Genomic DNA, 25,182 nt, shown 5'->3' with positions numbered 1-25,182 from the left:
AAAGGGTCCACCTCTTATCGCTTCCGGTTGTAGCCGGGCCCTCCCTGACACGTCAGGCCGGCACGCTGTCGTACGACTCGACCAGCTCGGGCGGCATCGGCGCGAGGTCGGTGGCCCGACGGAAGTCGCCGAGGGTGGTACCGGTGCACTCCGAGTCGACGTTGCGGGCGCCGGCCCGGGTCCGGACGTCACCCAGGTTGACCGCCCGGAAGTCGATGGAGAACCTGGTCCGGCCGGAGGTGTTCGGCACGGTCGTGTGCAACTGGGCACCGGAGAAGACCAGCACCCCGCCGGGCGGTGTGATCACCCGCAGGTCGGGCTCCCGCTCCAGCTCCTGCTCCAACTCCGGCTGCCGGCGGGTCTCGGCGTGCACCTGGGCGGCGGCGGCGCTCCTGCCGTGTGCCACCCACTGCGCGTAGTTGTAGTCCCGGGAACTGTTCCGGACTCCGGTGTCGAAGTATCTCGGGTGGAAGGCCATCACGTTCGTCTCGGTCAGCTCGTACACCGGAATCCAGAAGTTGAGCTGGCACATCGGCGCGGAGAACCAGGTGTCCCGGTGCGGCTCGAACTGCAGCGTCAGCCCGGCGTTCAGGTATTCGCTGGTCATCGAGCGCAGCCGGGGTACGTCGAAGTAGGTCCGCGCCGGGTCGGCACCGAGGTCCGTCAGGAGTCCCCGGACCAGGTCGGCGCTGCGCGGGTGGTTGATGAAGCCGGGTTTCAGCTCGGCCAGCACCGAGACGTAGTCCGGGGCGGCCAGGTGGTGCTGCGCCTCCGGCGGGAAGTGCGGCGCGAACGCGGTCTCGGTCATCTGCCGGGCGAACGCGACCAGCGCCATCGAGTGCGGCGTCGGCGAGTAGACGAACAAATCCCCGGCGAAGAGCCGTTCCCGGCGCTCGTCGTCGGAGATCGGCGAGTCGAAGTGCAGCACCGTCACGGCGGCCTCCTGCGGTAGCTCCCGGTAGGTCCGGCGCCCGGCGGGTCACGCCGGGTCGCGCAGCGGTCACGGTAGGCCGCCGGACGGCGGCCCGGAATGCGCCGTCCGGTCGGGCCGGGACCGGTGTCGACAATCCGACTTCACCTCGGGTACCCGGGCGGAACGCCGGGTGTGCTGCCCGCCGGCACATAGAGTCGGGCGATGCCGCCCGCGCATCCCGCCGCGCCCGCCGCCACCCCGGCGAGCCCGGCGCCGCGCACCGGGTCGTCCACCACCCCGGCGAGCCCGGCGCCGCGCACCGGGTCGTCCGCCACCCCGGCCGGGTCCGGTCCCGCCGGGGTACGCCCGTTCCGGTTCACCGCCGCGATGCCCGGACTGGACCGGCCGGCGGCGCGGTGGCGCGACGAGATCCGCCGGATCGAGGATCTGGGCTTCCACTCCGTCTCGGTCTCCGACCACTTCACCGGCGGCTGGGCGATGGATCCGCTGGTGGCGATGACGGTGGCCGCCGAGGCGACCAGCCGGCTCCGGGTGCTGGGCATGGTCTTCTGCAACGACTTCCGGCATCCGGTACTCCTGCACAAGGCGCTGGCCAACCTCGACGTCTTCTCCGGCGGCCGGGTGGAGATCGGCCTCGGCGCCGGGTGGCTGCGCGACGACCACGACGCCGCCGGGCTGCCGTTCGACCCCCCGGCGGTACGGGTCGCCCGGCTGGCCGAGTCCGTCGAGATCCTGCTCCGGCTCTTCGGCGACGAGCCGGTCGACTTCACCGGCCGGCACTACCGGATCACCGGGCTGCTCGGGCTGCCGGAGCCGGTGCAGCGTCCGCATCCCCCGCTACTGGTCGGCGGCGGCAGCCGGCAAATCCTCGAACTGGCCGGCCGGTGCGCCGACATCGTCGGGATCAACCCGCGGCTCGCCCCGGACGTCGACCCGCTGGCCGCGGTCGCCGAGATGAGTCCGGAGCGCTTCGCCCGGAAGGTGGCCTGGGCCCGGGACGCGGCGACGGCGGCCGGGCGGGATCCGGCCGTGCTGGAGTTCCAGTCCCGGATGTTCGACGTACGGGTGGTGCACCGGGGAGTCGAGCACCGCGCATCCTCCAGTCACGCCCGGCTCGTCGACCCGGCCGCGCTGGCCGGCTCGCCGTCGGTGCTGCACGGCAGCGTGGACGAGTGCGTCGACAAGCTCCTCGCGCTCCGCGACCGGTACGGGATCAGTTATCTGCACCTCGGCGGCAATCTCGACGCCGCCGCCCCGATCGTCGCCCGGCTGGCCGGACGGTGACCACCCGGCCGATGGCAGGACGGCTACCCCCGGCCGACGGCACGACGACCACCCCGGAGCCCGTCCGCCCGAGGGGTTTCGGAACCGGCATCGACGGCACTCGTCCGGAGGTCCTCCGAGCACAGTAGATCCGGCAAAGAGAATCGCCGTACGGCGGGTTGAGTTGACCTTGTGAACTGGGCGCGATAGTACGGCTCGGCCCTTGCGAAGCACCCCGGTAAGTCTGCAAGTATGTCCCAATGCCCCAGCAGCAGTCCTCCCCTCTCGCGTTCTTCGACAACGCGAACTCGCAGCCAGACTTCACGGTTGCCCTGCGCGGCTACGACCGTGAGCAGGTCAACAGCCACCTGGGCCGGTTGAACGCCGCTCTGAACCAGTCCGAGCAGGCCCGTGCCGAGGCCGAGCAGCGGATGAACGACGCACAGCGCCGACTCCGCCAGGCCGAGCAGCGGCTCGCGTCGGTCGAGCAGAAGCTCACCGACACCAACAAGCAGCTCGAGGAGAACAACCGCCCCACCCTCTCCGGCCTGGGCACCCGGGTAGAGCAGATCCTGCGCCTCGCCGAGGAGCAGGCGAACGACCACCGCGGCGAGGCCAAGCGCGAGTCGGAGGGCATCCTCTCGGCCGCCCGGCTGGAGGCCCGGGAGATCACCGACAAGGCCCGCGCCGAGGCCGCCGCGATGAAGGCCTCCGCCGAGCGGGAGGCGGGCAGCGTCCGCACCGCCGCCGAGCGGGAGGCCGCCGAGGTCCGGGTGCAGGCCCGCCGGGAGGCGGACACCCTGCGCGCCGACGCCGAGCGGGAGACCAAGCAGCTCCGCACGGTGACCGCGCACGAGGTGGCCGAGCTGAAGTCCACCGTCGAGCGGGAGGTCGCCACCCTCCGGGCGACCGCCGAGCGGGAGATCACCCAGCAGCGCGCCAAGGCGGCCCGGGAGGCCGAGGAAAAGCGCGCCGAGGCGACCAAGCTGCTCACCGACGCCCGGGACAAGCGCGACAAGGACCTCCAGGCGCTGGAACTCCAGCTCGCCGAGCGCCGCGAGAAGGCCGAGCGCGAGGAGTCCGAGCGGCACGCCGCCCAGGTCGCCCAGACCCAGAAGCTGGTCGCCGAGGCCGAGCAGCGGGCCCGGGCCGCGCAGGACCGTGCCAAGGAGATCGAGCAGCGCGCCGAGGCCCGCCGGGTGGAGTCGGAGCGGAACGCCAACGAAACCATCGACAAGGCGAAGGCGCTCGCCGACAAGACCCTCAACGAGGCCCGTGCCGAGGCACACCGCCTGCTCACCGAGGCGCGTACCGAGGCCGACCTGACCACGCAGGCGGCCCGCCGCGAGGTCGAGGACCTCACCCGGCAGAAGGACGCCGTCACCTCGCAGCTCGGGCAGATGCTCTCCGGCCTGGCCGGCATCGTGCCGGGCGTCGGTGGGGCAGCCGCCAAGCCGGAGGCGGCGCCGACGACGCCGGCGGCGGCCACCGCCGAGAAGGCCGAGTCGGAGGAGCGGGTTCCCGCCGAAGCCACGAACTGACCCCCGAGGGCGGATCGCGGGTCGAACTGCGGGGCAGCAGCACGGCCGGGGCCGTACCGGAATTTCCGGTACGGCCCCGAGTGGTGCGCGGCGTACGAGTCGATAGATCGGCCAATGTCATGACCGGTGAGCTTCGTCCCATCAGCCCCGCCGGGTATCGCCGCAGAACCGGCCACCTCGTGTGAGGATGGGAGCATGTCGCACGGCGAGGAACTGTTTGCCCTGAACGGAGACGTGGCTACGGAGCCGAGCTTCGAGCCGGCCTTTCGGGGCTACGACAAGGGGCAGGTGGACCGGTACGTCGCTCGCGCCGAGAACGACATCGCCACCCTGGCCGCCCAGCGTGAGCACGCGTACACCCAGATCCACAACCTGGCCGGCCAGGTCGAGGTGCTGCAACGCGACCTCGCGGCGGTACGCCGGCAGGTCGGCATGGTCGACCGGGCGTCGTTCCGGCACCTCGGTCCGGTGGTCGAACAGATCCTGGCGCTCGCCGAGGAGCAGGCCGAGATCATCCACCGGGACACCCTCCAGGAGATCGAGGCCCGCCGGGCCGAGGCGGAACAGGTGCTCGAGGACGCCCGAGCGCAGGCCGCCGACGCGCTGCGCGACTTCGAACTCGCGCTCGCCGCCCGCCGCGCCGAGGAGGAGAAGGTCAACACGGCCCGCCGGGCGGAGGCGGACGCCGCCGTCACCGCCGCCGCCGAGGAGGCCACCCGGCTCCGCGAGGCCGCGCAGGCCGCCTTCGAGAAGGCCAAGCAGGAGGGTTCCGAGCTGCGCAACCGGGCCGCCGAGGAGGCGAACCGGCTGCGCGAGGCGAGCCAGGCGGCGCACGCCAAGGCCGTACAGGAGGCGAAGGAGCTCCGGGACACCGCCGAGCAGGAGGCGAACCGGCTCACCGAGCTGACCAACCAGCAGGCCCGGGAGCTGACCGAGCGGACCGAGCGGGAGAGCCAGCAGGTCGTCGAGCGGGCCCGCCAGGAGTCGGCGCGGCTGCGGCACGCGGCCCAGCACGAGGCCAACCGGCTGCGTGACGCCGCGCAGCAGGAGGCGACCCGGCTGCGCGAGGCCGGGCAGGCGGCGCACCTCCAGGCCCAGCAGGAGGCGCAGCGGCTGACCGACGCGGCGAGCCAGGAGGCCGACCGCATGATCGAGATCGCCAAGCAGGAGGCGGCGCGGCTGCGCGAGGCCGGCCAGGGGCTGCACGCGAAGGCCAAGCACGAGGCCACCCAGCTCCGCGAGGCCGGGCAGGCGGCGCACGCCAAGGCCCAGCAGGAGGCGGCCCGGATCAACGAGGAGACCGCCGAGTACGTCCGCAAGTCCCGGGCCGACGTCGAGGACTACGCCCAGAAGGTACGGGCGGAGACGCAGCAGGAGCTGGGCGCCTGGCGGTCCGGTGTCGAGCAGGAGGTGAACCGGCGCCGTACCGCCGCGGAGGCGGAGATTGCCGCCCTGCGGAGCGCGGCCGAGCAGGAACTCTCCGCCGGCCGGGCCGCGCTGGAGGAGGAACTCGCCGCCTACCGGGCCGGGGCCGACCGCGAGTTCGACCAGCGCAGGTCGGAGCTGGAACAGCAGTTCCAGGAACGGCAGGCCGAGCTGGAGCAGCAGGTGGAGCAGCGGCGCTCGGAGCTGGAGGAGTCGTACGAGACCCGCCGGGCGGAGATCGAGGGCGGCGCCGACCGGGTCCGCCAGGAGGCCGACGAGTACGCCGAACGGGTGCGCCGGGAGGCCGACGAGCACGCCGTCGAGGTCCGGCGGGAGGCCGAGGAGCGCCTCGCCGAGTTGCAGCGGCAGGCCGACGAGCAGGCCGCCACGTCCCGGCGCCAGTTCGAGGAGTACATGGCGACCGCCCAGCAGCACCTGGCCACCACGCAGCAGCACCTGGCCGGTACCCAGCAGGAGGCGGCAGCCGGCCGGCAGCAGCTGGCCGAGGTGATGCAGGAGCTCGCCGAGGCACAGCAGGCGCTCGCCGACATCCGCCAGGAGACGGTCGCCTCCCGCCAGGAGTCCGACCGGATCCAGCGGCAGCTCGCCGCCGCACGGGACCAGCTCGCCGGTGAGCGGGACCGGCTGACCGGTACGGAGCAGTCGGCCCAGCATGCCGAGCAGCAGCTGGCGCTGGCCGAGGCGGACATGCAGCAGATCGTCGAGGCCGCCGCCGAGCAGGTCGCCGCCGACCAGCAGGCCGGATCGGCGGACGGCGGGAAGTCCGCGAACCGGGTGACCGAGCCGGTGACCGCCGGAGCCGACGGCGGCGGCATCGACGGGGAGCCGACCGTCGCCGCGGTGCCCGGCACCGGTGGCCGGGAGCCGATGCCGACCCGGATCACCAGCACCGGCGACTCCGGCAAGCGCAGCGGCAAGCCGAAGGTCGAGGACCAGGGCACCAAGTCGAACAAGGTCACGGTCGACTCGGACTAGTGGCAGCCGGCCGGTCGGTCCCGTCACGGGCATTGCCCGGGGCCGTTAACCTTCGCCCAGACGAGGCGTCGGGGGAGGTCAGGGTGGACAGCGAACAGCCATCGGTGCAGGACGAGCGGCGCGACGGCGACGCCCCGGGGAACGTGCCCCGACCGTCCGGTCCGGTCGACGCCGCCGAGACCCACGAGGACTTGGCACCTGCCCACCCCGACACCGGCCCCGATCCCGGCACCGACCCTGATGCCGATGTCCACACGGGGGAGTCCTCGGCCGCCGGTGGCCGGTTCGGTCGGCCCGGTCAGCCTCTGCGGCTCAGCCCGTTCCTGGTCGGACTCACTGGCGGGCTGGGCGTGCTGCTCGCGTACGCGCTGTTCCTCGCGGTCCGCAACGCGGGCTCGGTACTGGTGCTGGTCTTCATCGCGCTCTTCCTGGCGATCGGCCTGCACCCGGCGGTGGTCCGGCTGCGGTCCTGGGGACTGCCCCGTGGCCTCGCCGTGGCGGCGGTGACCCTGACCCTGCTCGCGATCATCACCGGTGCGGTGTACGCGCTGGTCCCGCCGATCGTCAGCCAGACCGGCGAGCTGATCGGGCAGGTGCCCGACTACGTCACGCAACTGCGCCGCAACAGCACCGTCAACGACCTGATCGAGCAGTACGACCTGGCAGGCAAAATCGAGTCGGCGGTCACCACCGAGAACCTCACCCGGGCCCTGGGCGGGGTCTTCGGGGCCGCCGGGTTCATCTTCGGCGCGGTCTTCAACGTCGTCACCGTGATCGTGCTGACCATCTACTTCATGGCCACCTTCGATCGGCTCCGCGCCCTCGGCTACGGCCTGGTCCCGGCGACCCGGCGGGACCGGGTACGACTGATCGGCGACGAGATCCTCGCCAAGGTCGGCGCGTACATGGTGGGTGCGCTGGCGATCGCCCTGCTGGCCGGGGTGAGCACGTTCGTCTTCGCCGTCATCGTCGGCCTGGCGTACCCGTTCGCGCTTGCCGTGGTGGTGGCGATCTGCGACCTCATCCCGCAGATCGGCGCGACCATCGGCGCGGTGGTGGCCAGCCTGGTCGGCTTCGCCACCGACGTGCCGACCGGGATCACCTGCGTGGTCTTCTTCCTGGTCTACCAGCAACTGGAGAACTACCTCGTCTACCCCCGGGTGATGCGCCGCTCGGTGCAGGTCAACGACCTGGCGGCGATCGTCGCGGCGCTGCTCGGGGTGGCCCTGTTCGGGGTGATCGGCGCCCTGGTGGCGATCCCCGCGGTGGCCGCCATCCAACTGCTGCTCCGCGAGGTGGTGCTCCCCCGGCAGCAACACCGCTGATCCCGGCCGCCGCACCCGATCCGGGGTTGGCTCTCCGGGATACTCGACCGAAGCGTGGCCAACTCACCAGGGCACGCCGTCCCAGCGGCCCCGGTTGGCCGGGCCGCGTCGGAAGCAGTGACGGTGCTGGGCCTGCCAGCGCCGTAGCGTCGCCCGGAGCCGGTCCGCCTCGCCCCGGGCCGCGCCGATCGCGCGATACAGCTCGTCGCGTTCGGCGGCGAAGGCGCGCAGCAGCGCGTACACGTCCTGGGGTGGATCCGGCGGCGGCCGGTCGTCCGGTCCGGGATGGTCAGCCATCGCAGTTGCGGTCCCGGTCGGTGGGCTCGACCGTCAGCCGGGCCGGACCGGCGGTCAGGGCGACGTCGACCGCCTCGGCCCGGAACGCCGTCCGGCCGCAACGGGTGAGGCGTTCGTCGCCGAGCAGGTCCACCAGCAGCAGGGTCTGGAGGACGGTCAGTCGGACCGGGTCGGCCACTGGCGGGGGCGCCTCGCCGAGCGCGGCTCGGATCAGCTCGGCAACGACCTCGGGCGGCACTTCCCCAGTCCCGCCGCTGTAGCGGCTGTGCATCCGGGCGGCGAGCCGCCGTACCGTCCGGCGGTCCCGGCCGGGGGTCAGCCGCCGATCGACGGCGACGACCACGGCTGCGGCCAGCGCGTCGGCGTAGCCGTCGAGGACCTGCGCCCGGCGGTACAGGTCGAGGCGGTCGGCGTACCAGATGGGATTGCCCTGGGTGAGCAGGAGCATGCTCCGCAGGCAGTCGTCGAAGAAGGCGGCGTCGGTGTGCGGGCGGAACAGCCGCAGCCCGCCGGAGGCCCAGTAGCCGCGCCCCGCGTGCCAGGCGATCCGGCGCCGCAACGGCACCCGCAGGTGCGCCGGGACCGGCGGGTCATGCGGCCGGTGACCGGCCGCGCCCACCAGCCGACCCGCCAGCCGGGCGCCGAGGCCGACGCTGTCGGGTGGATACCAGGTCGCCTGCGCGAGGGCGACGGCCCGCGCGGTCCGGTCGGGCTTCGGGTCCAGCCCGGAAACCCTGATCGCGTACCCGGAGAGGGCTACGCTGCCCTGCTGCATCCGCGCGGTCAGCTCATCGAGGACCCCGGCTCCCCGCCGGAGGTCCGTCAGCGCGGCGGCCGACAGGGCTCCGCGCGTCGGTTCGGCGGTGCAGGTGTCGATCCGTTGCCGCAGCTCTATCAGGCCGGCGGTGCTGACGCGTACCCCGTCGGCAGCCGCGCCGAGGGCGGTGACCACTTCTTTGGCGAGGCCGGTCGGCACCGCCCGGGGCATCTGGCGCAGCTCAGTCGCCCCGCAGGCCAGCCACTGCTGGGCCCGGTCGGTCAACTCCAGGGCGGCGGTCCAGTGCCGCAGCGCCCGCGCCGGCAGCGGATGGGTCGATCCGGCCGTCACCGCCCGCGCCCGGCTGAGGTTCAGAACCAGCCGGGAGTACGCCTGCCGCAGCTCCTCGATGCCGTACTCGACCGACCGGGCCGCCTCGCGTACCGCCCGCGCCCGCTGCTCCGCCTCGTCCTCGTGCACGTCCCCGATCGACGTCATCCGGCCCACCTCATGCAGTTGTCCCTTTCTGCCAGTCGTTGTGCAGCTGCGGCTGGGCGATATCAGTCGCCAGGCGTCTTTGAGCCCTTCCACCTCTGGCGAGCCCACCACCGTGTCCCCGATAGCGGCACGGCCAGTATCCCCGTGCAGGTGCACCGGGTCAACCTTAACCGGGTGTACCTTGCAGTAGGTGCACATGCGCCCGGTTCACGTTCATAGCCTGTACACATGGACCTGGTGGCGCTGGCGGAGATCCAGGAGATGCTGGGCGGCGTCTCCCGCACCCGGGCCACCGAGGTCACGAACTACAAGACCTTCCCGGCGCCAGTCGCCGTCGTCGCATCCGGTCGTGTACGGGTCTGGAGCCGCACAGAGGTCGCCGCGTGGATCAGGGAGTACCGGCCACACCAACGCGACGACGCCGACGAGACGTAGTCACGTCAGGCGGCACCTCGCCAGCGCCAGTTCGTAGCCAACTGATCACTAAGCGCCTCGACGTGGTCGATGTCCACCGATAGCTGATCACCCTGAGCCGTTGACGCCCGCCCGTGGCGCGTCCGGCGCACCTGGTTCCTGGGGAGGATGATCCAGTGTCGAGCATCGGTGAGATCAAAGCCGGCCTCGCTCGGAGCAGAGGCGAGGCCGAGAAGGCGCTCGCGCAGCTCAATAGCGTCAACGCCGAGATCGACAAGACCATCACCGCGCTCCAGGCTCTCGCCGCCGGCACGCAGCAGCCCGCCGTCTTGGGCGCCATCAGCAAGCTCGGTGCAGCCAAGCAGAAGTTCGGCGAGGGCGCCGGTCTCATCCGAGCCGCCATCGATCAGACCGAGAAGTACAGCGCCGCCATCTAACCTCGAAGCCCTGGAAGGCCCCATGCCCACCGTCATCGTGCCCGTCGGCCTCAACCTCGGCCCGTCCTTCCGATACGTCACTCCACCAGACCCGAAACCGGAGTTCTGGGAAGTCCGTCTCGGCAACGACTCTGAAGAACTGACTGACGAGGAGTTCCAGGTATGGGGACGAGCCTTCCTGGACCCCGAACGCCACGCCCGGCTGGAAGTCAACCGCGACAGCCTGCAACTGGATGTACTGCTCGCCGGCAACGGCCCTGTCAACCCTGGTCCCGTCGTCGATGGCTCATCGACCGAGGTCTCCTCATCGAGTACGACCCGGAGAGAGATCTTGAGAAGCCCTTCCGGCGAATCACGCTCCACCCCCTCGCTGAAGGCATGGGCAACACCCCCGACGAACCCGACCGCCGACTCATCGGCCACAACGGACAGGCTCTCGTCAAGGTCAACTACACGGTCTACAACTTGTGGGCATATTCATCGACCGTCGGATCACTCTGGGAAGCCTGCGTCATCGCCACGCAGTTCGCGGACGAGCAGCGCGCCAGCGGAGAGGACATCGATCCGATGACCAGTGGTGAACTGGCGCTTGACACGGCCAAGGTCATTCCCATGCTCGTTGCCTCCGGCTGCGCGTTCCTCCAACCGGCACGATAATCAATGTTCGGACTAAGCAAACAAGGCCGAGGACGAACGAAGGACGCACGGGTCCCTGGCGCTCGGGAGAAGGCGGCCGGAGCGCTCACCGCAGCAGCGGGTGCGTTGCGGGATACTGCCCTGGAGAGTGCGCGGGACGGGATCAAGAACCTGAGTGAGAGAGTCGGCAAGCTGGCCGGGGCCGGGATAGCCGTCGCGGCCACTGCTGCCGCCGACGCCGTCGGCCACCGCCCCGCTCCTCTGATCGCGGTCGGCGCCGCCTACGCCGGTATGAAGCTCGGCGGACTCGTCGGCCGCGCCATGAACACCGGACTCGACCGGTTCACCGCCGGGCACGGTACCAGCCCGATCGGTACAGCGCTGGCGGAACTAGCCACGGCGCTACAGACGCTCGAACAGGTGGACCGGGGCATCGCAGCGGTCATCGATTTCGTGAACCAAGCCCAGACTCACGTCCAGAAGGTCAGCCGAGGTCAGGGCAACAACCTGCTCAATGAGCCTTTTCCAACCTGATCTGGCAGCACAGGGGCGGTGTGCGTAGCCCGGTGATCGATGAGGGCGAGGCTCCAGGTAAGACAGCAAATCTGTGACCCGATGCCCCGACCGGGAGCCTCGCCTGTGCTGTCTTACCCGTCCACGATCTCGTTGTCCAGCCGGACCTTGAACCACCTGGCCGACCGCATCCGTAGCCACCGCAACCAGCGCCGATCCAGGTGGCGGCGCCTCGACGCGGGACGGCAGGCACTGCTCGCCCTGGCTCACCTGCGTAACGGTGATACCTACACCCGCCTCGCTGCCGGGTTCGCCGTGGGCGTGAGCACCGCATGGCGATACGTGCAGGAAGCGATAGCCCTTCTCGCGGCGGCCGCAGATGACCTGGCCACCGCCATGGACCGGATCCGCCGACTGGCGTACGCGATCCTGGACGGCACCCTGATCCCGATTGACCGGGTCGCCGACCAGAAGCCGTACTACTCCGGGAAACACAAGCACCACGGCATGAACGTGCAGGTCATCGCCGATGCCGCCGGCCGCCTCATCTGGGCTTCGCCGGCGCTACCCGGCTCAGTCCATGACCTGACCGCAGCCCGAACCCACGGCATCATCGACGCGCTGAGCAACGCGAACGCGATGACCTTCGCCGACAAGGGCTACCAGGGCGCCCACGGCAGCGTGCGCACCCCGTTCAAGCGGCGCCGCTTCCGGCCAAATCTGTCACGCAGGCAGAAGGCCGTGAACCGGGCTCACGCGAGGATCCGCGCCCGCGGCGAACGCGCGATCGCCACCCCTCAAGACCTGGAAGATCCTGATCAAGCTGCGCTGCTGCCCACACCGAGCCACCGCGATCGTCCAAGCCATCCTCGTCCTGTACCACGTCGAAGCCAACCGCTACGCACGATGAAAGTGGCTGTCAGTAGTACGTCGGCTGCCGCTCTTCCGGGTCCGCATGCACCACGTCGAGGTTCCTGTCCGCGACGAGGCGGTCGATAACCCCACGGTCGGCTCCGATGCCGGCCCAATGAGGGTCGACGTCGCTGGCGAAACACCACGCATGATCCGCCGGCCAGACGAATGCCGGCGCTGAGTAAACTTCGGAGTCGAACAAGTCGCTCCACCCCATCAAGTCGTCCAGGGTACCGGTGAACAGGACGTATCGCCGGTGCGGAAGGTCCAGCATGGGTCCGCCAGTCAGTGCAGGATTCCGGAACGTCGCGCCACCCTCCCACACGCAGACATAGCAGTCGCGCGTGGAGGAGCTGTAGTCGGCGAGGGCCTCCAACGCTGTTCGGGCCATGTCGATCTCAGTGGATCGGCGAGATGGCAGCCGCACGTCCGACTCGCGCATATCCGGAAGGACCGGATCGGGCAGGTAGCGAAGGCGTGCGTACGCGGGGAACGAGGCCGGCCCGAACGTGATCAACCGCGTCGGGCCGACATCGGTCGCATACAGCCACGCCGCAGCAGAGAGCTCGTCAGTGGGCTGCAGTGTCATCGTCGGAATAATAGACCGCTAGTTGTAGTGGCCATGAGCGTCTTTGACGGCGTGTCGGCTTGATCCATGGAGAGACCCCCGGCGAGGTGTGAGGTGCTGACGCCCATACCTACCGGAGGCCTCTATGGCCCACCGTAAACGCTACGGCTAGTTCACTACGCAGTAGACCTCGGCCTGCCTGTAGGGTTGGTTGCTGTCGTCGATCTCGCCGATGACGTCGACGTCCTCGTGATTGCGCCACGAGATGAATTGGCTGGTCGAGTGACAGACATGCCGAGCGTTGGACCTGTTCCCAGCCCCGCCGCCGGCCGTCACCGTCACCGTGCTCGAACACGACTTCCGCCGCCAGGTGCCGTCGGTGTACCACTCGTACAAGCAGTTGTAGACGTTAGCCGTGTTGTTGGTGCACGTTCCCTTGACGTAGGTTCCATGACCCGAGACGTCAGGCGCCGTGTAGTGCGGATTGTCAGCTCCGTTGCCCGGTGTGCAGCCAAGGAGCAGGGCACTGCCTGCTACCAGGTCGACGTCCTGCCCCCGCATCGACAGGACGTTGCCCTCCTCGTCGAGGTACGTGCCCCCCGCACCGGCGGGCGCCAGCCCTGGCCGAGCCGCGGCCCGCGACGGGTCCGATGCCGGTGGAGAGGCTACGGCGCTCGCTCCGGTCGACAGCAAGGCGACGGCCAGGGCGATAGCCAAGCTCGATGCACGCATACTCCTGATCAAGGTCATTCCTCCCGTGGTGACAATGACGTGACGAGCACCGAACGTAACGTGAGAAGCACTTTGAGTCAATCGGTCGATGTATCTAAAGATAGAGATTGCCGAATGTATCGCTCAACTCGCTCAAGTTGTCTTGATCAGCCTTTTCCTTCTGCGGTCGGCTTCGACGTGGTGCAGGACGAGGATGGCTTGCACGATCGCGGTGGCGCGGCGTGGGCAGCAGCGCAGCTTGGTCAGGATTTTCCAGGTCTTGAGCGTGGCGATGGCTCTTTCGCCGCGGGCGCGGATCTTCGCGTGGACCTGGTGGATCGCCTTCTGCCGGCGTGACAGCCTCGGTCGGCAGCGTCGTCGCTTGAACGGGGTGCGCACGCTGCCGCGGGCGCCCTGGTAGCCCTTGTCCGCGAAGGTCATCACGTCGGCGCTGGTCAAGGCGTCGATGATGCCTCGGGTGCGGGCGGCGGTCAGGCCACGTGTCGAACCGGGCAGCGCGGCCGAGGCCCAGACGACACGCCCAACCGCGTCCGCGACGACCTGCACGTTCACGCCGTGGCGTTCTTGCTTGCCGGAGTAGTACGGCCTCTGGTCGGCGACCCGGTCGATCGGGATCAGCGTGCCGTCCAGGATCGCATAGGCCAGGTGCCGGATGCGCTGCATTGCAGTGTGCAGGTCGTCGGCGGTAGCGCTCAGCAGGGCGATCGCTTCTTGAAGAGCCCACGCGGTCGCGATCCCGATCTGGAAGCCGGCGGCGAGGCGGGTGTAGGCGTCGCCGTTGCGCACGTGGGTCAGGGCGAGCAGTGCCTGGCGGCCCGGGGTCAGTCGCCTCCACCGGGAGTTGCGCTGCTGGCGGTGGCCGCAGATTCGTTCGGCGAGGTGGTTCAGGGTCCGGTTGGACAACGGAATCGTGGCAGGGTGGGACAGCATGGCGAGGCTCCTGGTCGGGGCATCGGGTTGTGGTCGATTTGCTGTCCTACCTGGAGCCTCGCCCTCATCGATCAACGCCCCTCCCGACCGCGCCGACCTGCAAGATCAGGTTGGAAAAGGCTCAATGGCGCCGTCAAGGCGTATCGGCAGGCGCCCGCGCGTTTTGAAGAGGGTGTGGGCGAGATTGAGCAGGCGCAAGAGCTTGTGGGCAAGCACCTGGTGGCGGTGGCGACGGCCGGAGGATGAGGCTGAGTAATCAGTAGTACTCGCGGATGTACCCGAGCGCGCGCTCGTACACGTCGTTGTCGCGGATTTTGAACTTGGTCCAGAGCGTCCTGTGGAGTTGCTGCTGGACCAGGCGGTCGCCCTCACGGGTGTCCTGCCAGCCTGCGTCTCGCCGTTGACGAACAGCACCCTGCCCTTGCGGTCGAGCCATGCTTACTGTCATCTCCTGTGCAGCCGTCGACGGTGGTCTGACCTCGCGGGATGCTGAGCCACCGGGATACGGGGGGCGGTCGCCCGGCCCGTCGGGAGATCACATTCCGGAGGTACCGAGACTCTACCCGTAACCGGCAGGGCGGCCAGACACGCGGAGCGATCATCCGCGACCTTCTGTCCGTAATCCGTCTGAATCGAGAATAGTAACCTCTTCGCCACAGCTTGTAGTATTCATTCATGGCCAGTGGATCGAAGAGATCGGAACTACGCCCCTCCTGAGCTGGGAAGGTGTCCCGATCGCGCGATCGTGTCGACCCGGGGGTGTCGGCGCGGACCGGCCCAATGGCGGTGGGCGCCTCGTCGCGCACGAGCGGTGGCCCCTGCCCGTGTGCAACGCGCCCGTGGGGGGTAGCCGTGACCGACAGCAACGCCGGACCTCCGATCGAGCCAGCGAGTCTCGTCCGCGATCCGCACCGCAGGCGGCGCCGCGCCACCATCGTCGGAACCTTCGGTGTCACGGCCGCACTCCTCGCCGCCAGCGGCTATCTCCTGCTCAACGTTGCGGGGCAGCCGGTCCGGGCCACGCCGATGGTGCTCGACCAGCCCGCGAGCGTCCTCTACGGACAGACGGTCAACCGCCCGATCGAGGTGGCGGCCGACAACATCACGATCCGGCGGGTGAAGGTGCGCACCGGCGGCGCCGCCGCCATCGTGATCCGGTCCGGGGTGCTCGGCACCCTGATCGAGGACACCGAGATCCGGTGCGCCTCTGCCAGGACCGACGGTGTGGTGCCGGGCGGATACTCGGCGCTACGCGTCCGGGTCAAGGGCTGCCGCGAGGCGTTCCGGCATACCGACGACAACCCGGCCACCATCGTCGAGTCGTCGCAGGACGGCAAGCCCTACCGCGCCCCGGTGCCGAGCAGCCCGACCGCGCCGATCCCGCCACCGGACCCGGACTCCCGGGCGATGGCGGAGCGGCCGCCGTACGCGCCGGCCAGCGCGCCGCCCACCCCGATCACGTACTGGCCCGGGCCGGGCAACACCGGGGTGCCCGCCGGGACGGCACTGCGCAGCTCCGGCGCGCTCAGCCTGCGCAAGGCTGGTCAGGTGGTGACCGGCCTGAACATCGTCGGCTGCGTCACCGTCGCCGCCGCCAACGTCAAGATTCTGAAGTCCAGGATCACCTGCAACAGCCCCACGTACTCGATCCGGACCTTGGCCGGGACGACGAACCTGCTGATCGAGGACGTCGAGATCAACGGCATGGCGACGAACTCGGCCTCGATCTGTTGCGCCGACTACACGCTACGCCGGGGGAACGTCTACAACATGATCGACGGACCCCGGCTGGCCAGCAACACCCGGATCTTCGACTCGTACCTGCACAGCCTGGCCCGGGTCGCCGGCTCGCACAACGACATCCTGCAGAGCACCGGCGGCAACAACATCATCGTCCGGCACAACACGCTGCTGTCGTACAACCCGGTGACCCGGGACCCGTTCAACTCCTGCCTCACCATCGGCTCGGAGACCGCCCCGTCGCTGACGAACCTGACCTTCGAGGACAACTACTGCAACGGCGGCAACTACTCGATCGGGATCAGTCCCCGGCTGGTCGGCTCCAACATCCTGTTCCGGAACAACAAGTACGGCCGCGACTACCGCTACGGGGTGGTCTCCGGCTGGAACCGCCCCGGAGTCACCTGGGAACGCCCCACCAACGTCTACTTCGACAACGGTCAGCCGGTGGTCTGACCCGTTAGCAAGGGCCCTCGCATCTACCGAAAACGATAGGAAGGGGCCCTTCCTCACCTGGGTTGGTACGGGGTGAGCACGGCCGGCTCACGGAGTCGCTTACGACCGATCCGGCGCAGTGTGCCGAGGGTGGAGCGGAGCTTCTCGACAGTCGACAGGTGCCGCCACCAGATCCCGGCCATCGGCAGGTTGCGCAGCCGGGGCGTCATCAGGCCGGCGGCCCGGAGCGTGCCGATCCGCCCCCAGACCGCGCCCCGGGCCCGGAGCAGGTTCGGCTGCGAGGCGGGCAGGATGTCGACGGTCACCGGGGTCAGCACCAGCGCCCCGGCGGCGATGGCGGCCTCGACCAGTCGTACGCCGCGCTCGGTGCGGGCCAGCACCAGGGACTGGCCCGGGTCGTCGCCGGTCGGCCTGTACCACGGGTCGCCGACCGCCACGTCGGCGAACTCGCCGGTGTGGTCGGCGCAGAGGTAGCAGCGCCACTGCCGGTGCTTCTGCAGGATGTCGCCCCAGGACTCGGCGTAGCTCAGCTCGCGCCGCTCGTCCGGCGGGTCGTCGGTGAGCCGGGCCCGGGCCGAACCGGGCCACCCCGCCCCCCGGTAGTGCACCGACGCCAGCCGGGTCGGGTCGGTCACCCCGAGCCGGTCCAGCATCTCCAGGGTGCCCCTGGTGGTCGGGGTGCCGGCGCAGAAGATCGCGATGGTCAGCCCGAGCCTGCGGTCCAACTCGGGCCGGACCTGCCGGGCCATCCGGACCGCAGCCACGTCGCAGGGCTTGCCGACGAAGACGCACGGCGCCTCGGCCGACTCGACCAGGTCCAGCCGGTCGCAGGGGCTGGCCGGGGCGTACCGGGAGCCGGCGTTGGCGAGCAGTTCGGCGGGGGTACGGGACAGCCTGGTCTCGTTCAGATAGGGCACGTCGGCCCGGGCGCCGATGTGCAGCACCCCGGCCATCCCCTCGCCGGTCAGGCAGTGTCCGGCCAGCGCGGTCGCCACCCCGCCGCTGGAGCCGGCGTACCGGATCGCCGGATCGGCGGCGTACCCTTCCCAGATCGCCCGGACCGGCCCCCAGGCCGGACGCAGCTCGGGGATCTCGCCCGGCACCGACCGGCTGCTGTCGTGCGCCAACCGCACCCCCGGGCAGCAGTCCAGCGCCGCCGCCGCGCCGCTGCCCGCCGCCGCGCCCGTGCCCGCCGCCGTGCCGCTGCCCGCTGCCGCGCTCCGGCCCGCTGCCCCGACCGGCGTGATCGGTAACGGGCGCCGGCCGTGGTCGAGCACGTCGACCATCCGCACCTCGTCCGGAGCCAGGTAGGCGCAGACCCCGCACCCGGTGCAGAGCCTGCCGGACGCGACGTCGTGCACCGTGCGGGGCCGGGGCATCAGCGCACCCCCGCCGGGGCTCGACGGTCCCGCTCGGCCCGGGCCAGCGCGACGAACTCGTCCATCTGGGCGGACGCCCGGGCGACCGCCGCCGGGGTGCGTACCGCCAGCTCGGCGGCGGTCTCGGCCCGGGTGGTCCAGGAGGCCCAGAGCGCGTCGAGCAGTGCGTCGTCGGGCAGCCGCCGGGCGTCGGCGACGTGCTGGCGCTGCCCGACGCTGGCGAAGACACCCCCCGCCTTGTCGCTGTACGCCAGCACCGCCGCCGGCACCCCCGAGGAGAGTGCCGCGATCGTCGAGTGCATCCGCATCCCGCAGAACCAACTGGTGTGCGCGATCACCCACTTGCTCTGGTGCGGGTCCAGGCCGGACGGGGCGAGCGCCACCCGGTCGCCGTACCGGGGGGCGAGCGCGGCGTAGAGCCGCTCGCTGGCCACCCGGTCGTCGTCGGACCCGTTCGGGGTCAGCACGTGCGGGACGATGATCACCCGGGTGTCCGACTGGTCCAGCAGCCGCTCGCAGAGCCGGTTGGCGACCCGCGAGGTGTCCCCGGCGAGCCCGAACCGGACCCGGCCCTCCGGCCGGGACATCAGCCCGCTCACGTTGATCCCGGCCACCGGCCCCGGGTCCGCCTCGAACCATCCGGCCAACCGCTGGTACGCCGGTTCGTCCGGCACCCTCGGCTCCAGCCCGAAGGCCACGTCCACGCCCTCCCGGTGCCGCCGCGGGTCCAGGTCCGGGCCGAGCAGGTCGGCCAGGGCGGCGAAGCTCTCCGGATCCCGGGCCCAGGCCGTCCGCGCGCCCCGGACCAGTGCCGCCGCCTCGGCCCGCAGCCGCGCCGACCGGAACGGCCCGTACGTCTGCGGCAGCAGCACCAGCGGGCGGCGCCGCAGCAGGGCCAACCGCTTCGGCCAGGCCACGGTGCGGAACCGGTGCTCGCCGTAGATGTCGCTGAAGCTGTCCCCGCCGCTGACGTCGAGCACCACGTCGGCGGCGTCGATCCGGGCCAGCCCGGCGTTGCCGAGCCCGCCCAGCGCCGCGCTGATCCGCATGTTGAGGTAGGACTCCGGCCGGTGGTAGCGGCGCGAGTGCCGGGCACCGGCCAGTGAGATCGGCACCGACCGGCCGGCCACGAAGGTGTGCCCGGCGCGCTGCCCCCACCCGTCGTCGAAGACGGTGACGTCGGCGCCCGGCTCCCGGGCCAGCAGCCCGCTCAGGGTGGCCGCCCGCAGCGCCCCGACCCCCAGGTTCAGGTGTGCGCCGGGCACCCCGAACAGGCAGGCCGACACGGCTCTGGTCCGGGCACCCGCCCCGGTCGTCTCGGTCAGCTCGGTCACTGCTCGATCACCGCCTTCTCGCACCGGTACGCCTCGGCGTACCGGGACCGGCACTCCATCCCCCGCAGCCGGGCCAGTCCGAGGAACACCTCGTCGTCCCACCAGTCCCGGCCCTTCTGCGACGGATAGCTCGCGTGCAGGAGCTCCACCTTGCGGCGCACCCGCTCCTGCGTCAGTGGCAGGTAGACGTTGCGCCGGCCCAGGTCGCCGTCCCACTTGGGGATCTCGTAGTACAACACCGTGGCGTCCCGAAACGACGTGGGCACCAGGGCGGCGAGTGTGTGGTGATCCTGGTGCGCGTCGTCCGGGCCGGGCGCCAGCACCAGGTCGGCGTCCAGGGTCGCGGCGGCGGCGTTCACGATCTCCTTCGCCTCGCCCCACCGGGCCGGCACCCGGCCGTCCGGCAGGTCGTGCAGGGCGAAACTGAGCCGGGCGCCGGGCAGGAAGGCCCCGGCCGCGGCCCGCGCCTCCGCCTGCCGGACGGGGGTTCCGGTGAGCAGCACGTAGTGCACCCGGAGCCCGGGTACGTCGCCGAGGGCGAGCAGCAGCCCGCCGGCGCCGATCTCGATGTCGTCCGGGTGTGCCCCGAGCAGCACCACCGAGCGGGCCGCGGAGAGGCGCAACGGCATCATCAACCGGGTCAGTCCCAGACCCGGGCGCTGCCGGCGACACCGGCGAGCACCGGCTCCAGGGTCGCCGGCCGGCGGCCCTGGTTGCGATTGGCGTCCCAGAGCATCCAGGGGCAGCGGGCCGACTGGTAGAGCTGCTCCAGCTCGGCCCGGTCCTTGAAGGTGTCGGCGGCCCGCCAGAACCCGGTGTAGCGCTGGGCGATCAGCCGCCGCTCCGGCAGCAGCCGGTCGAAGCCGTGCGGCACCAGGTCCTCCCCCTCGCGGAGCACGTCGAAGATCTCCCGGCGCAGGATGAAGTAGCCGCCGTTCTCCCACTGCATCAGCTCGCGGATCGGGCGTACCCGGGTGACCTGGTCGCCGGGGGCGATGTCGATGACGTGGTGGGTCGACTGCACCGGTACGGCGAGCAGGCTGGCCACCGCGTCGGAGTGCCGGAACCGGTCGACCATCTCCGGCAGCGGCGCGTCGGTCAGGGTGTCCGCGTAGTTGGCCAGGAACATCGGCTCGTCCTCGACGTACCTGCGGACCCGCATCAGCCGCTCGCCGATGCAGGTCCCGAGGCCGGTGTCGATGAAGGTGATGTTCCAGTCGGTGATGTCGGCCGAGTGCAGCCGTACGTCCCGGCCGTCCATGGAGAGGCTGAAGTCGTTGGAGAGCGTCTCGTCGTACCGCAGGAAGTACTCCTTGACGGCGGCGGCGCCGTAGCCGAGGCAGAGGATGAAGTCGGTGTGCCCGAAGTGGGCGTAGTAGCGCATCACGTGCCAGAGCAGCGGGCGGTCCCCGATCATCGCCATCGGCTTCGGTGCCGAGGCGGCGTCCTCGCGCATCCGCATCCCCAGGCCGCCGCAGAAGAGGACGACCCGCATCACAGCACCTCCAGGGCGGGAATCGGGAAGACGAGCCGGCCACCCCAGTGGCGTACGTAGGCGAGCTGCGCGGAGATCTCGGTGCGCAGATTCCAGGGCAGCACGAGTACGTAGTCGGGACGGTCCTCGGCGATCCGCTCCGGCGGGTGGATCGGGATGTGCGTGCCGGGCAGGAACTTCCCCTGCTTGTGCGGGCTGCGGTCCACGGTGTACTCCAGCAGGTCGGCGCGGATGCCGCAGTGGTTGAGCAGGGTGTTGCCCTTGCCCGGTGCCCCGTAGCCGACCACCCGCAGCCCCTGTGCCCGGACGGTGAGCAGGAAGTCGAGCAGTTCCCGCTTGATGTCGAAGACGGCGTCGGCGAAGCCGAGGTGCCCGGCGACGGTGTGCAGGCCGGCCTCGGTCTCGGCGTCCAGCACCGACTTGACGTTGCCGGACGGCTCCCCCGCCGCCGCGGCCGGTCGGGCGTGCACCCGCAGCGAGCCGCCGTGCGACGACAACTCGTCCACGTCGATCACGATCAGGCCGGCGGTGGCCAGCGCGCGCATCGCGGTACGCAGCGTGAGGTACTGATAGTGCTCGTGGTAGATGGTGTCGTACTGCCGGCGCTCGATCAGCCGCAGCAGGTGCGGGACCTCGCAGGTGACCAGCCCGGTCGGCTTGACCAGCGCGGCCAGCCCGGCGGTGAAGCCGATCAGGTCGGGCACGTGCGCGTAGACGTTGTTGGCGGCGACCAGGTCGGCCCGGCCGTAGCGCTCCGCCAGCTCGACGCCGGTTTCGGCACCCAGGAACCGCACCTCGGTCCGGACTCCCCGCTGCCGGGCCACCTCGGCGACGTTGCCGGCCGGTTCCACCCCGAGCACCGGTACGCCCCGGGCGACGAAGTGCTGGAGCAGATATCCGTCGTTGCTCGCCACCTCGGTCACCAGGCTCTCCGGCCCGAGCCCGAGCGTCTCGGTCATCGTGTCGGCGTACCGCTTGGCGTGTGCCACCCAGGAGTCGGAGTACGACGAGAAATAGGCATAGTCGGAGAAGATTTCCTCTCCGGATACGTACGCCGGAAGTTGCACGAGCAGACAGTTCGAACAGATTCGGACGTGGAGTGGGTAGAAGATCTCGGCCGAATCGAGCCTATCCGCGCTGAGATAACTCTCGCAGAGCGGCGACATGCCCAGGTCGACAAACGTTTCGGTCAATACCGCCGCACACAGCCGACATTTGGCATCGGTCATGCCCACCCACCCCGATATGATCGCAAATACCGGCGCGGCGCCCGCCCGCCTGCGCGCCACGCTAACCAGCACTCCGGCGCGGCGGGAGCGGTTGAGTAAAAAGTCCGACAATAGCCGGGTCGGCCAGGGGGGCACCCATAAACTCGCCTTCTCATCCGGGCGACGACGGGAGCTCTGCCGTGCGTGTTCTCGTGACCGGCCACCATGGTTACCTCGGCGGCGTACTCACCCCGATGCTGAGCGCCGCCGGGCACGACGTGACCGGCCTGGACACCGACTACTACTCCGACTGCCTGCTCGGCCCGGCACCGGCGGCCGTACCCTCCCTCCCGATGGACCTGCGGGACGTCCGGCCGGAGCATCTCGCCGGTTTCGACGCGGTCTGCCACCTCGCCGCGCTCTGCAACGACCCGATCGGCAACCTCGACCCCGAACTGACCTACGAGATCAACCATCGGGCCACGGTGCGGCTGGCCGGGGCGGCCAGGGCGGCCGGGGTGACCCGCTTCCTCTTCTCCTCCTCGTGCAGCCTCTACGGTGCGGGCACCGACGACCGGCCGCTGGACGAGACCGCGGGCTTCGCCCCGGTCACCCCGTACGGCGCGTCGAAGGTCCGGGCCGAGCGGGACCTCGCGGCCCTCGCCGACGACGACTTCTCCCCGGTGTTCCTGCGCAACGCCACCGCGTACGGCTTCGCCCCCCGGCTCCGCGGCGACCTGGTGGTCAACGACCTCACCGCGCACGCCCTGCTCACCGGCGAGGTACGGCTGCTCTCCGACGGCTCGGCCTGGCGGCCGCTGGTGCACGCCGAGGACATCTGCGCGGCCTTCCTGGCCCTGCTGGAGGCGGACCGGGCGGTGGTGCACGGCCGGGCCTACAACATCGGGGTCAGCGCCGAGAACTACCTGATCCGGGACGTCGCCGAACTCGTCGCCGAGGTGGTGCCGGGATCGCGGGTGACCTTCGCCGGGGGTGCCTCGGCGGACACCCGCAACTACCGGGTCAGCTGTGACCTGGTCGCGGCCGAGGTGCCCGGGTTCCGCCCCCGCTGGACGGTGCGCAAGGGGATCGAGGAGCTGGTCGAGGCGTACCAGCGGTACGGGCTGACCATCGGGGCGTTCCGGGGCGAGCGGCACCAGCGGCTGCACCGGATCCGGGCGCTCACCGAAGCGGGCCGGCTCGACGCCGAGCTGCGCTGGAGAACGCCGTGACCGCTGCCGGCGGCTCCGGCGGCAGGCAGTTGGTGCACCGGTGCACGGCCTGCGGCCGGCACGACCTGGTGCCCTTCGCCGACCTGGGCGAGATCCCGGTCTACTGCGGGGTGCACTGGGCCAGCCGGGCGGAGGCGCTGGCCAGCCCGCTCGGCCGGATGTGGCTGGGCTACTGCCCGGACTGCGGGTACGTCCGCAACCTCGCCTTCGACCCGGCCGTTCTGGTCTATGACACCACCATGGACACCAACCTGCACCACTCGCCCGCCTTCGGCGTCTTCTCGGCGGAACTGGTCACGCACCTCGCCGGGCGGTTCCCGCTGCGCGGCGGCACGGTGCTGGACGTCGGCTGCGGGCAGGGCGAGTTCCTGCGCGAGCTGTGCCAGGTGGCCGGTTGCCGGGGCATCGGCTACGACGCGATGTACGCCGGCCCGCCCGGCCCGGACCCGTCCGGCGCGACCCTCGTGCGGGGTCACGCCCCACTCGACGGCGACACCCCCGCGTTCGACCTGGTCACCTCCCGGCACTGGTTCGAGCACCTGGACGACCCGTACGCCTTCCTGGTCCGGCTCCGCGAGCTGGCCGGTGACCGGCCGGTCCACGGCTACCTGGAGGTGCCGGACGCCGGCTACGACCTGGGCACCGCCGGCTGGGAGGTGATCTACCCACACGTCTCCTACTTCGACGGGTACTCACTCTGCCGGATCGTCGAGCGGGCCGGCTGGCGGGTGGTCGCCACCGGGCGGCTCTTCTCCGGCATGTTCCGGTACGTCGAGATCTCGGTGAACGCCACAGCGCCGGTGACCGGTACGGCGCTGCCCGGAACCGAGTCGCCGGGAGTGGCCGACCGGGACCGGCAGCTCGCCTCGATCGCCGGTTTCGCCGACCGACACGCAGCCGTTCGGGAGCACTGGCGGGGCACCATCGACCGGCTGGCCTCCGCCGGTGACCGACCGGTGCTCTGGGGAGCCGGCTCGCGCGGGGTGCAGTTCCTCCACCTGGCCGACCCGGATCGCCGGCTCGCCGCCGTGGTGGACGTCAACCCGCGGAAGTGGGGCCGCTACCTGCCGGTGACCGGGCATCAGGTGCGGGATCCGGCCACCCTCGCCGGCTCCGGCACCCGCTCGGTGATCATCACCAACCCGGCCTACCGGGACGAGATCGACGCCGCGCTACGCCGGCTCGGCGTGCACGCCGAGCTGCTGGTCGCCTGAGCGGAGGAGACGATGGAGCCAGCACCGCGGGTGAGTCTGGGCGTACCCCTCTACAACGCGGAGCGCTACCTCGAAGGCTGCCTCGACGCCCTGCTCGCCCAGGACTACCCCGACTTCGAGATCATCATCAGCGACAACGCCTCCACCGACCGGACCTGGGAGATCTGCCAGCGTTACGCCGCGCGGGACCCCCGGATCCGGCTCTACCGCAACCCGCGCAACTTCGGCGGGCACGTCAACTACGCCCGGGTGGTCGAGTTGGCCCGGGGTGAGCTGTTCAAGTGGGTGGCGTACGACGACGTCTGCCTGCCGGCGTACCTGCGCACCTGCGTGGCGGCGCTGGACGCGGCCGGGCCGCACGCCGTACTCGCCTATCCGCGCACCGTACTGATCGACGAGGCCGGCGAGGTCATCGGCCCGTACGCCGACCGGCTGGACCTGCGCGACCGGCGGGCGTGGCGCCGGGTGGCCCGGGTGGCGAAGAACATCAACCTCTGTCACGCGCACTTCGGGGTGTTCCGGATGTCGGCGCTGCGCCGGACCGGCATGATCCGCCCGTTCCTCTCCTCCGACTACACGCTGATCGCCGAGGTGGCCCGGCTCGGCGAGATCCACGAGGTGGCCGAGCCGCTCTTCCTGCGCCGGATGCACGGCGCCTCCACCCGGCAGGCCAAGGACGCCACCCCGGCCTCGGCACTGGCCTGGTATGCCCAGAGCGGCAGGCGGGTCCGGGCGCCGAGGCTGCGGATGCTCGCCGAGACGCTGCGGACCCTCTCCACCGGTTCCGAGCCGCTCGGCACCCGGCTCAGTTCGGCGGTGGCGTTCCTGGCCACCTGGTGGGCCCGCCGGGTCCGGGTCCGACTCGGCCTGCTGCGCCGCCGGATCACGGTCTGGCTGGGTCGGCTGATCCGGCGGCGTGCCAGCACGGCGAAGGGAAGCGCCTAGG

23 protein-coding genes and 2 pseudogenes are annotated in these 25,182 nt (G+C 70.9%); 13 read left to right on the top strand and 12 right to left on the bottom strand.

Annotated elements, in window-relative coordinates; genetic code table 11:
* Positions 1-52: 52 nt before the first annotated feature.
* On the bottom strand, positions 53-934 hold the full coding sequence (locus tag EV371_RS12925) for a phytanoyl-CoA dioxygenase family protein (protein WP_130462257.1): 882 nt from the start codon (positions 932-934) through the stop codon (positions 53-55).
* A gap of 201 nt (positions 935-1,135) precedes the next feature.
* Between EV371_RS12925 and EV371_RS12920 the strand changes: the two genes are divergently transcribed.
* The 4 genes from EV371_RS12920 to EV371_RS12905 all read left to right on the top strand — a co-directional run bounded on the left by EV371_RS12920 (position 1,136) and on the right by EV371_RS12905 (position 7,484).
* The gene (locus EV371_RS12920) at positions 1,136-2,218 is read left to right on the top strand and encodes a TIGR03621 family F420-dependent LLM class oxidoreductase (RefSeq protein WP_130462256.1); all 1,083 of its coding nucleotides are present in this window, start codon (positions 1,136-1,138) and stop codon (positions 2,216-2,218) included.
* 239 nt (positions 2,219-2,457) lie between these two features.
* Positions 2,458-3,738, top strand: coding sequence for a cell division protein DivIVA (locus tag EV371_RS12915; protein ID WP_130462255.1), 1,281 nt, complete (start codon positions 2,458-2,460; stop codon positions 3,736-3,738).
* A gap of 195 nt (positions 3,739-3,933) precedes the next feature.
* The gene (locus EV371_RS12910; protein WP_130462254.1) at positions 3,934-6,159 is read left to right on the top strand and encodes a hypothetical protein; all 2,226 of its coding nucleotides are present in this window, start codon (positions 3,934-3,936) and stop codon (positions 6,157-6,159) included.
* Between the two features lie 83 nt (positions 6,160-6,242).
* Positions 6,243-7,484 (top strand): AI-2E family transporter, encoded by a 1,242-nt coding sequence (locus EV371_RS12905; protein ID WP_486484589.1) that lies wholly within the window; start codon positions 6,243-6,245, stop codon positions 7,482-7,484.
* A 63-nt stretch (positions 7,485-7,547) separates the two neighbouring features.
* Here EV371_RS12905 and EV371_RS12900 read toward each other — a convergent pair whose 3' ends face one another.
* Entirely contained in the window at positions 7,548-7,781 is a 234-nt protein-coding gene (locus EV371_RS12900; RefSeq protein WP_130462253.1) for a hypothetical protein, read from the bottom strand.
* A complete protein-coding gene (locus EV371_RS12895; RefSeq protein ID WP_130462252.1) occupies positions 7,774-9,036 on the bottom strand; it encodes a hypothetical protein in 1,263 nt (420 codons plus the stop codon). The genes EV371_RS12900 and EV371_RS12895 overlap by 8 nt, the downstream gene beginning before the upstream one ends.
* Positions 9,037-9,264: 228 nt before the next feature.
* Between EV371_RS12895 and EV371_RS12890 the strand changes: the two genes are divergently transcribed.
* The 5 genes and pseudogenes from EV371_RS12890 to EV371_RS12865 all read left to right on the top strand — a co-directional run bounded on the left by EV371_RS12890 (position 9,265) and on the right by EV371_RS12865 (position 11,946).
* On the top strand, positions 9,265-9,471 hold the full coding sequence (locus EV371_RS12890; protein ID WP_207230471.1) for a hypothetical protein: 207 nt from the start codon (positions 9,265-9,267) through the stop codon (positions 9,469-9,471).
* A gap of 155 nt (positions 9,472-9,626) precedes the next feature.
* Positions 9,627-9,887, top strand: a complete 261-nt coding sequence (locus EV371_RS12885) for a hypothetical protein (RefSeq protein ID WP_130462251.1) — start codon at positions 9,627-9,629, stop codon at positions 9,885-9,887.
* Between the two features lie 22 nt (positions 9,888-9,909).
* Positions 9,910-10,544 (top strand): annotated as a pseudogene (locus EV371_RS12880) (hypothetical protein).
* Between the two features lie 105 nt (positions 10,545-10,649).
* The gene (locus EV371_RS12875) at positions 10,650-11,057 is read left to right on the top strand and encodes a hypothetical protein (protein WP_130462250.1); all 408 of its coding nucleotides are present in this window, start codon (positions 10,650-10,652) and stop codon (positions 11,055-11,057) included.
* Between the two features lie 105 nt (positions 11,058-11,162).
* A pseudogene (locus EV371_RS12865) lies at positions 11,163-11,946 on the top strand (transposase family protein).
* Between the two features lie 9 nt (positions 11,947-11,955).
* Here EV371_RS12865 and EV371_RS33790 read toward each other — a convergent pair.
* From EV371_RS33790 to EV371_RS12845, 4 genes are all read right to left on the bottom strand, one after another.
* Positions 11,956-12,537: a hypothetical protein gene (locus tag EV371_RS33790; protein ID WP_207230470.1), complete on the bottom strand. Its 582-nt coding sequence runs from the start codon at positions 12,535-12,537 to the stop codon at positions 11,956-11,958.
* Positions 12,538-12,684: 147 nt separating this feature from the next.
* The gene (locus EV371_RS34270; protein ID WP_349338136.1) at positions 12,685-13,266 is read right to left on the bottom strand and encodes a hypothetical protein; all 582 of its coding nucleotides are present in this window, start codon (positions 13,264-13,266) and stop codon (positions 12,685-12,687) included.
* A gap of 114 nt (positions 13,267-13,380) precedes the next feature.
* On the bottom strand, positions 13,381-14,178 hold the full coding sequence (locus EV371_RS12850) for a transposase family protein (RefSeq protein ID WP_130462249.1): 798 nt from the start codon (positions 14,176-14,178) through the stop codon (positions 13,381-13,383).
* 256 nt (positions 14,179-14,434) lie between these two features.
* A complete protein-coding gene (locus EV371_RS12845; RefSeq protein ID WP_130462248.1) occupies positions 14,435-14,614 on the bottom strand; it encodes a hypothetical protein in 180 nt (59 codons plus the stop codon).
* Positions 14,615-15,030: 416 nt separating this feature from the next.
* Here EV371_RS12845 and EV371_RS12840 point away from each other — a divergent pair, with 416 nt between their 5' ends.
* Positions 15,031-16,374 carry a glycoside hydrolase family protein gene (locus tag EV371_RS12840; RefSeq protein ID WP_130462247.1) on the top strand — a complete coding sequence of 448 codons (1,344 nt, stop codon included), beginning with the start codon at positions 15,031-15,033 and terminating at the stop codon, positions 16,372-16,374.
* A gap of 53 nt (positions 16,375-16,427) precedes the next feature.
* Here the strand turns inward: EV371_RS12840 and EV371_RS12835 are convergent, their stop codons facing one another.
* Genes EV371_RS12835 through EV371_RS12815 form a run of 5 tightly spaced genes read right to left on the bottom strand, consistent with a single transcriptional unit; the run spans position 16,428 to position 21,811 of the window.
* Positions 16,428-17,753 carry a Coenzyme F420 hydrogenase/dehydrogenase, beta subunit C-terminal domain gene (locus EV371_RS12835; protein WP_130462246.1) on the bottom strand — a complete coding sequence of 442 codons (1,326 nt, stop codon included), beginning with the start codon at positions 17,751-17,753 and terminating at the stop codon, positions 16,428-16,430.
* Entirely contained in the window at positions 17,753-19,087 is a 1,335-nt protein-coding gene (locus tag EV371_RS12830) for a polysaccharide pyruvyl transferase family protein (protein WP_130462245.1), read from the bottom strand. Before EV371_RS12830 ends, EV371_RS12835 begins: the two co-directional genes overlap by 1 nt.
* Entirely contained in the window at positions 19,084-19,719 is a 636-nt protein-coding gene (locus EV371_RS12825; RefSeq protein ID WP_130462244.1) for a PIG-L family deacetylase, read from the bottom strand. The genes EV371_RS12830 and EV371_RS12825 overlap by 4 nt, the downstream gene beginning before the upstream one ends.
* An 8-nt stretch (positions 19,720-19,727) precedes the next feature.
* Positions 19,728-20,582, bottom strand: a complete 855-nt coding sequence (locus EV371_RS12820) for a glycosyltransferase family protein (RefSeq protein ID WP_130462243.1) — start codon at positions 20,580-20,582, stop codon at positions 19,728-19,730.
* Positions 20,582-21,811: a class I SAM-dependent methyltransferase gene (locus EV371_RS12815; protein ID WP_130462242.1), complete on the bottom strand. Its 1,230-nt coding sequence runs from the start codon at positions 21,809-21,811 to the stop codon at positions 20,582-20,584. The genes EV371_RS12820 and EV371_RS12815 overlap by 1 nt, the downstream gene beginning before the upstream one ends.
* Positions 21,812-21,990: 179 nt before the next feature.
* Here EV371_RS12815 and EV371_RS12810 point away from each other — a divergent pair, with 179 nt between their 5' ends.
* The 3 genes from EV371_RS12810 to EV371_RS12800 are packed head-to-tail and all read left to right on the top strand — an operon-like array spanning position 21,991 to position 25,181.
* Positions 21,991-23,022 carry an SDR family oxidoreductase gene (locus EV371_RS12810; RefSeq protein ID WP_130462241.1) on the top strand — a complete coding sequence of 344 codons (1,032 nt, stop codon included), beginning with the start codon at positions 21,991-21,993 and terminating at the stop codon, positions 23,020-23,022.
* Entirely contained in the window at positions 23,019-24,236 is a 1,218-nt protein-coding gene (locus EV371_RS12805) for a methyltransferase domain-containing protein (protein ID WP_130462240.1), read from the top strand. The genes EV371_RS12810 and EV371_RS12805 overlap by 4 nt, the downstream gene beginning before the upstream one ends.
* Positions 24,237-24,248: 12 nt before the next feature.
* A complete protein-coding gene (locus EV371_RS12800; protein ID WP_165436672.1) occupies positions 24,249-25,181 on the top strand; it encodes a glycosyltransferase family 2 protein in 933 nt (310 codons plus the stop codon).
* Position 25,182 lies beyond the last annotated feature (1 nt).

It is taken from the genome of Plantactinospora sp. CNZ321, from assembly GCF_004217235.1.
Note: the sequence above shows the minus strand (reverse complement) of the source record. Positions and strands in the feature narration are given on the sequence as shown.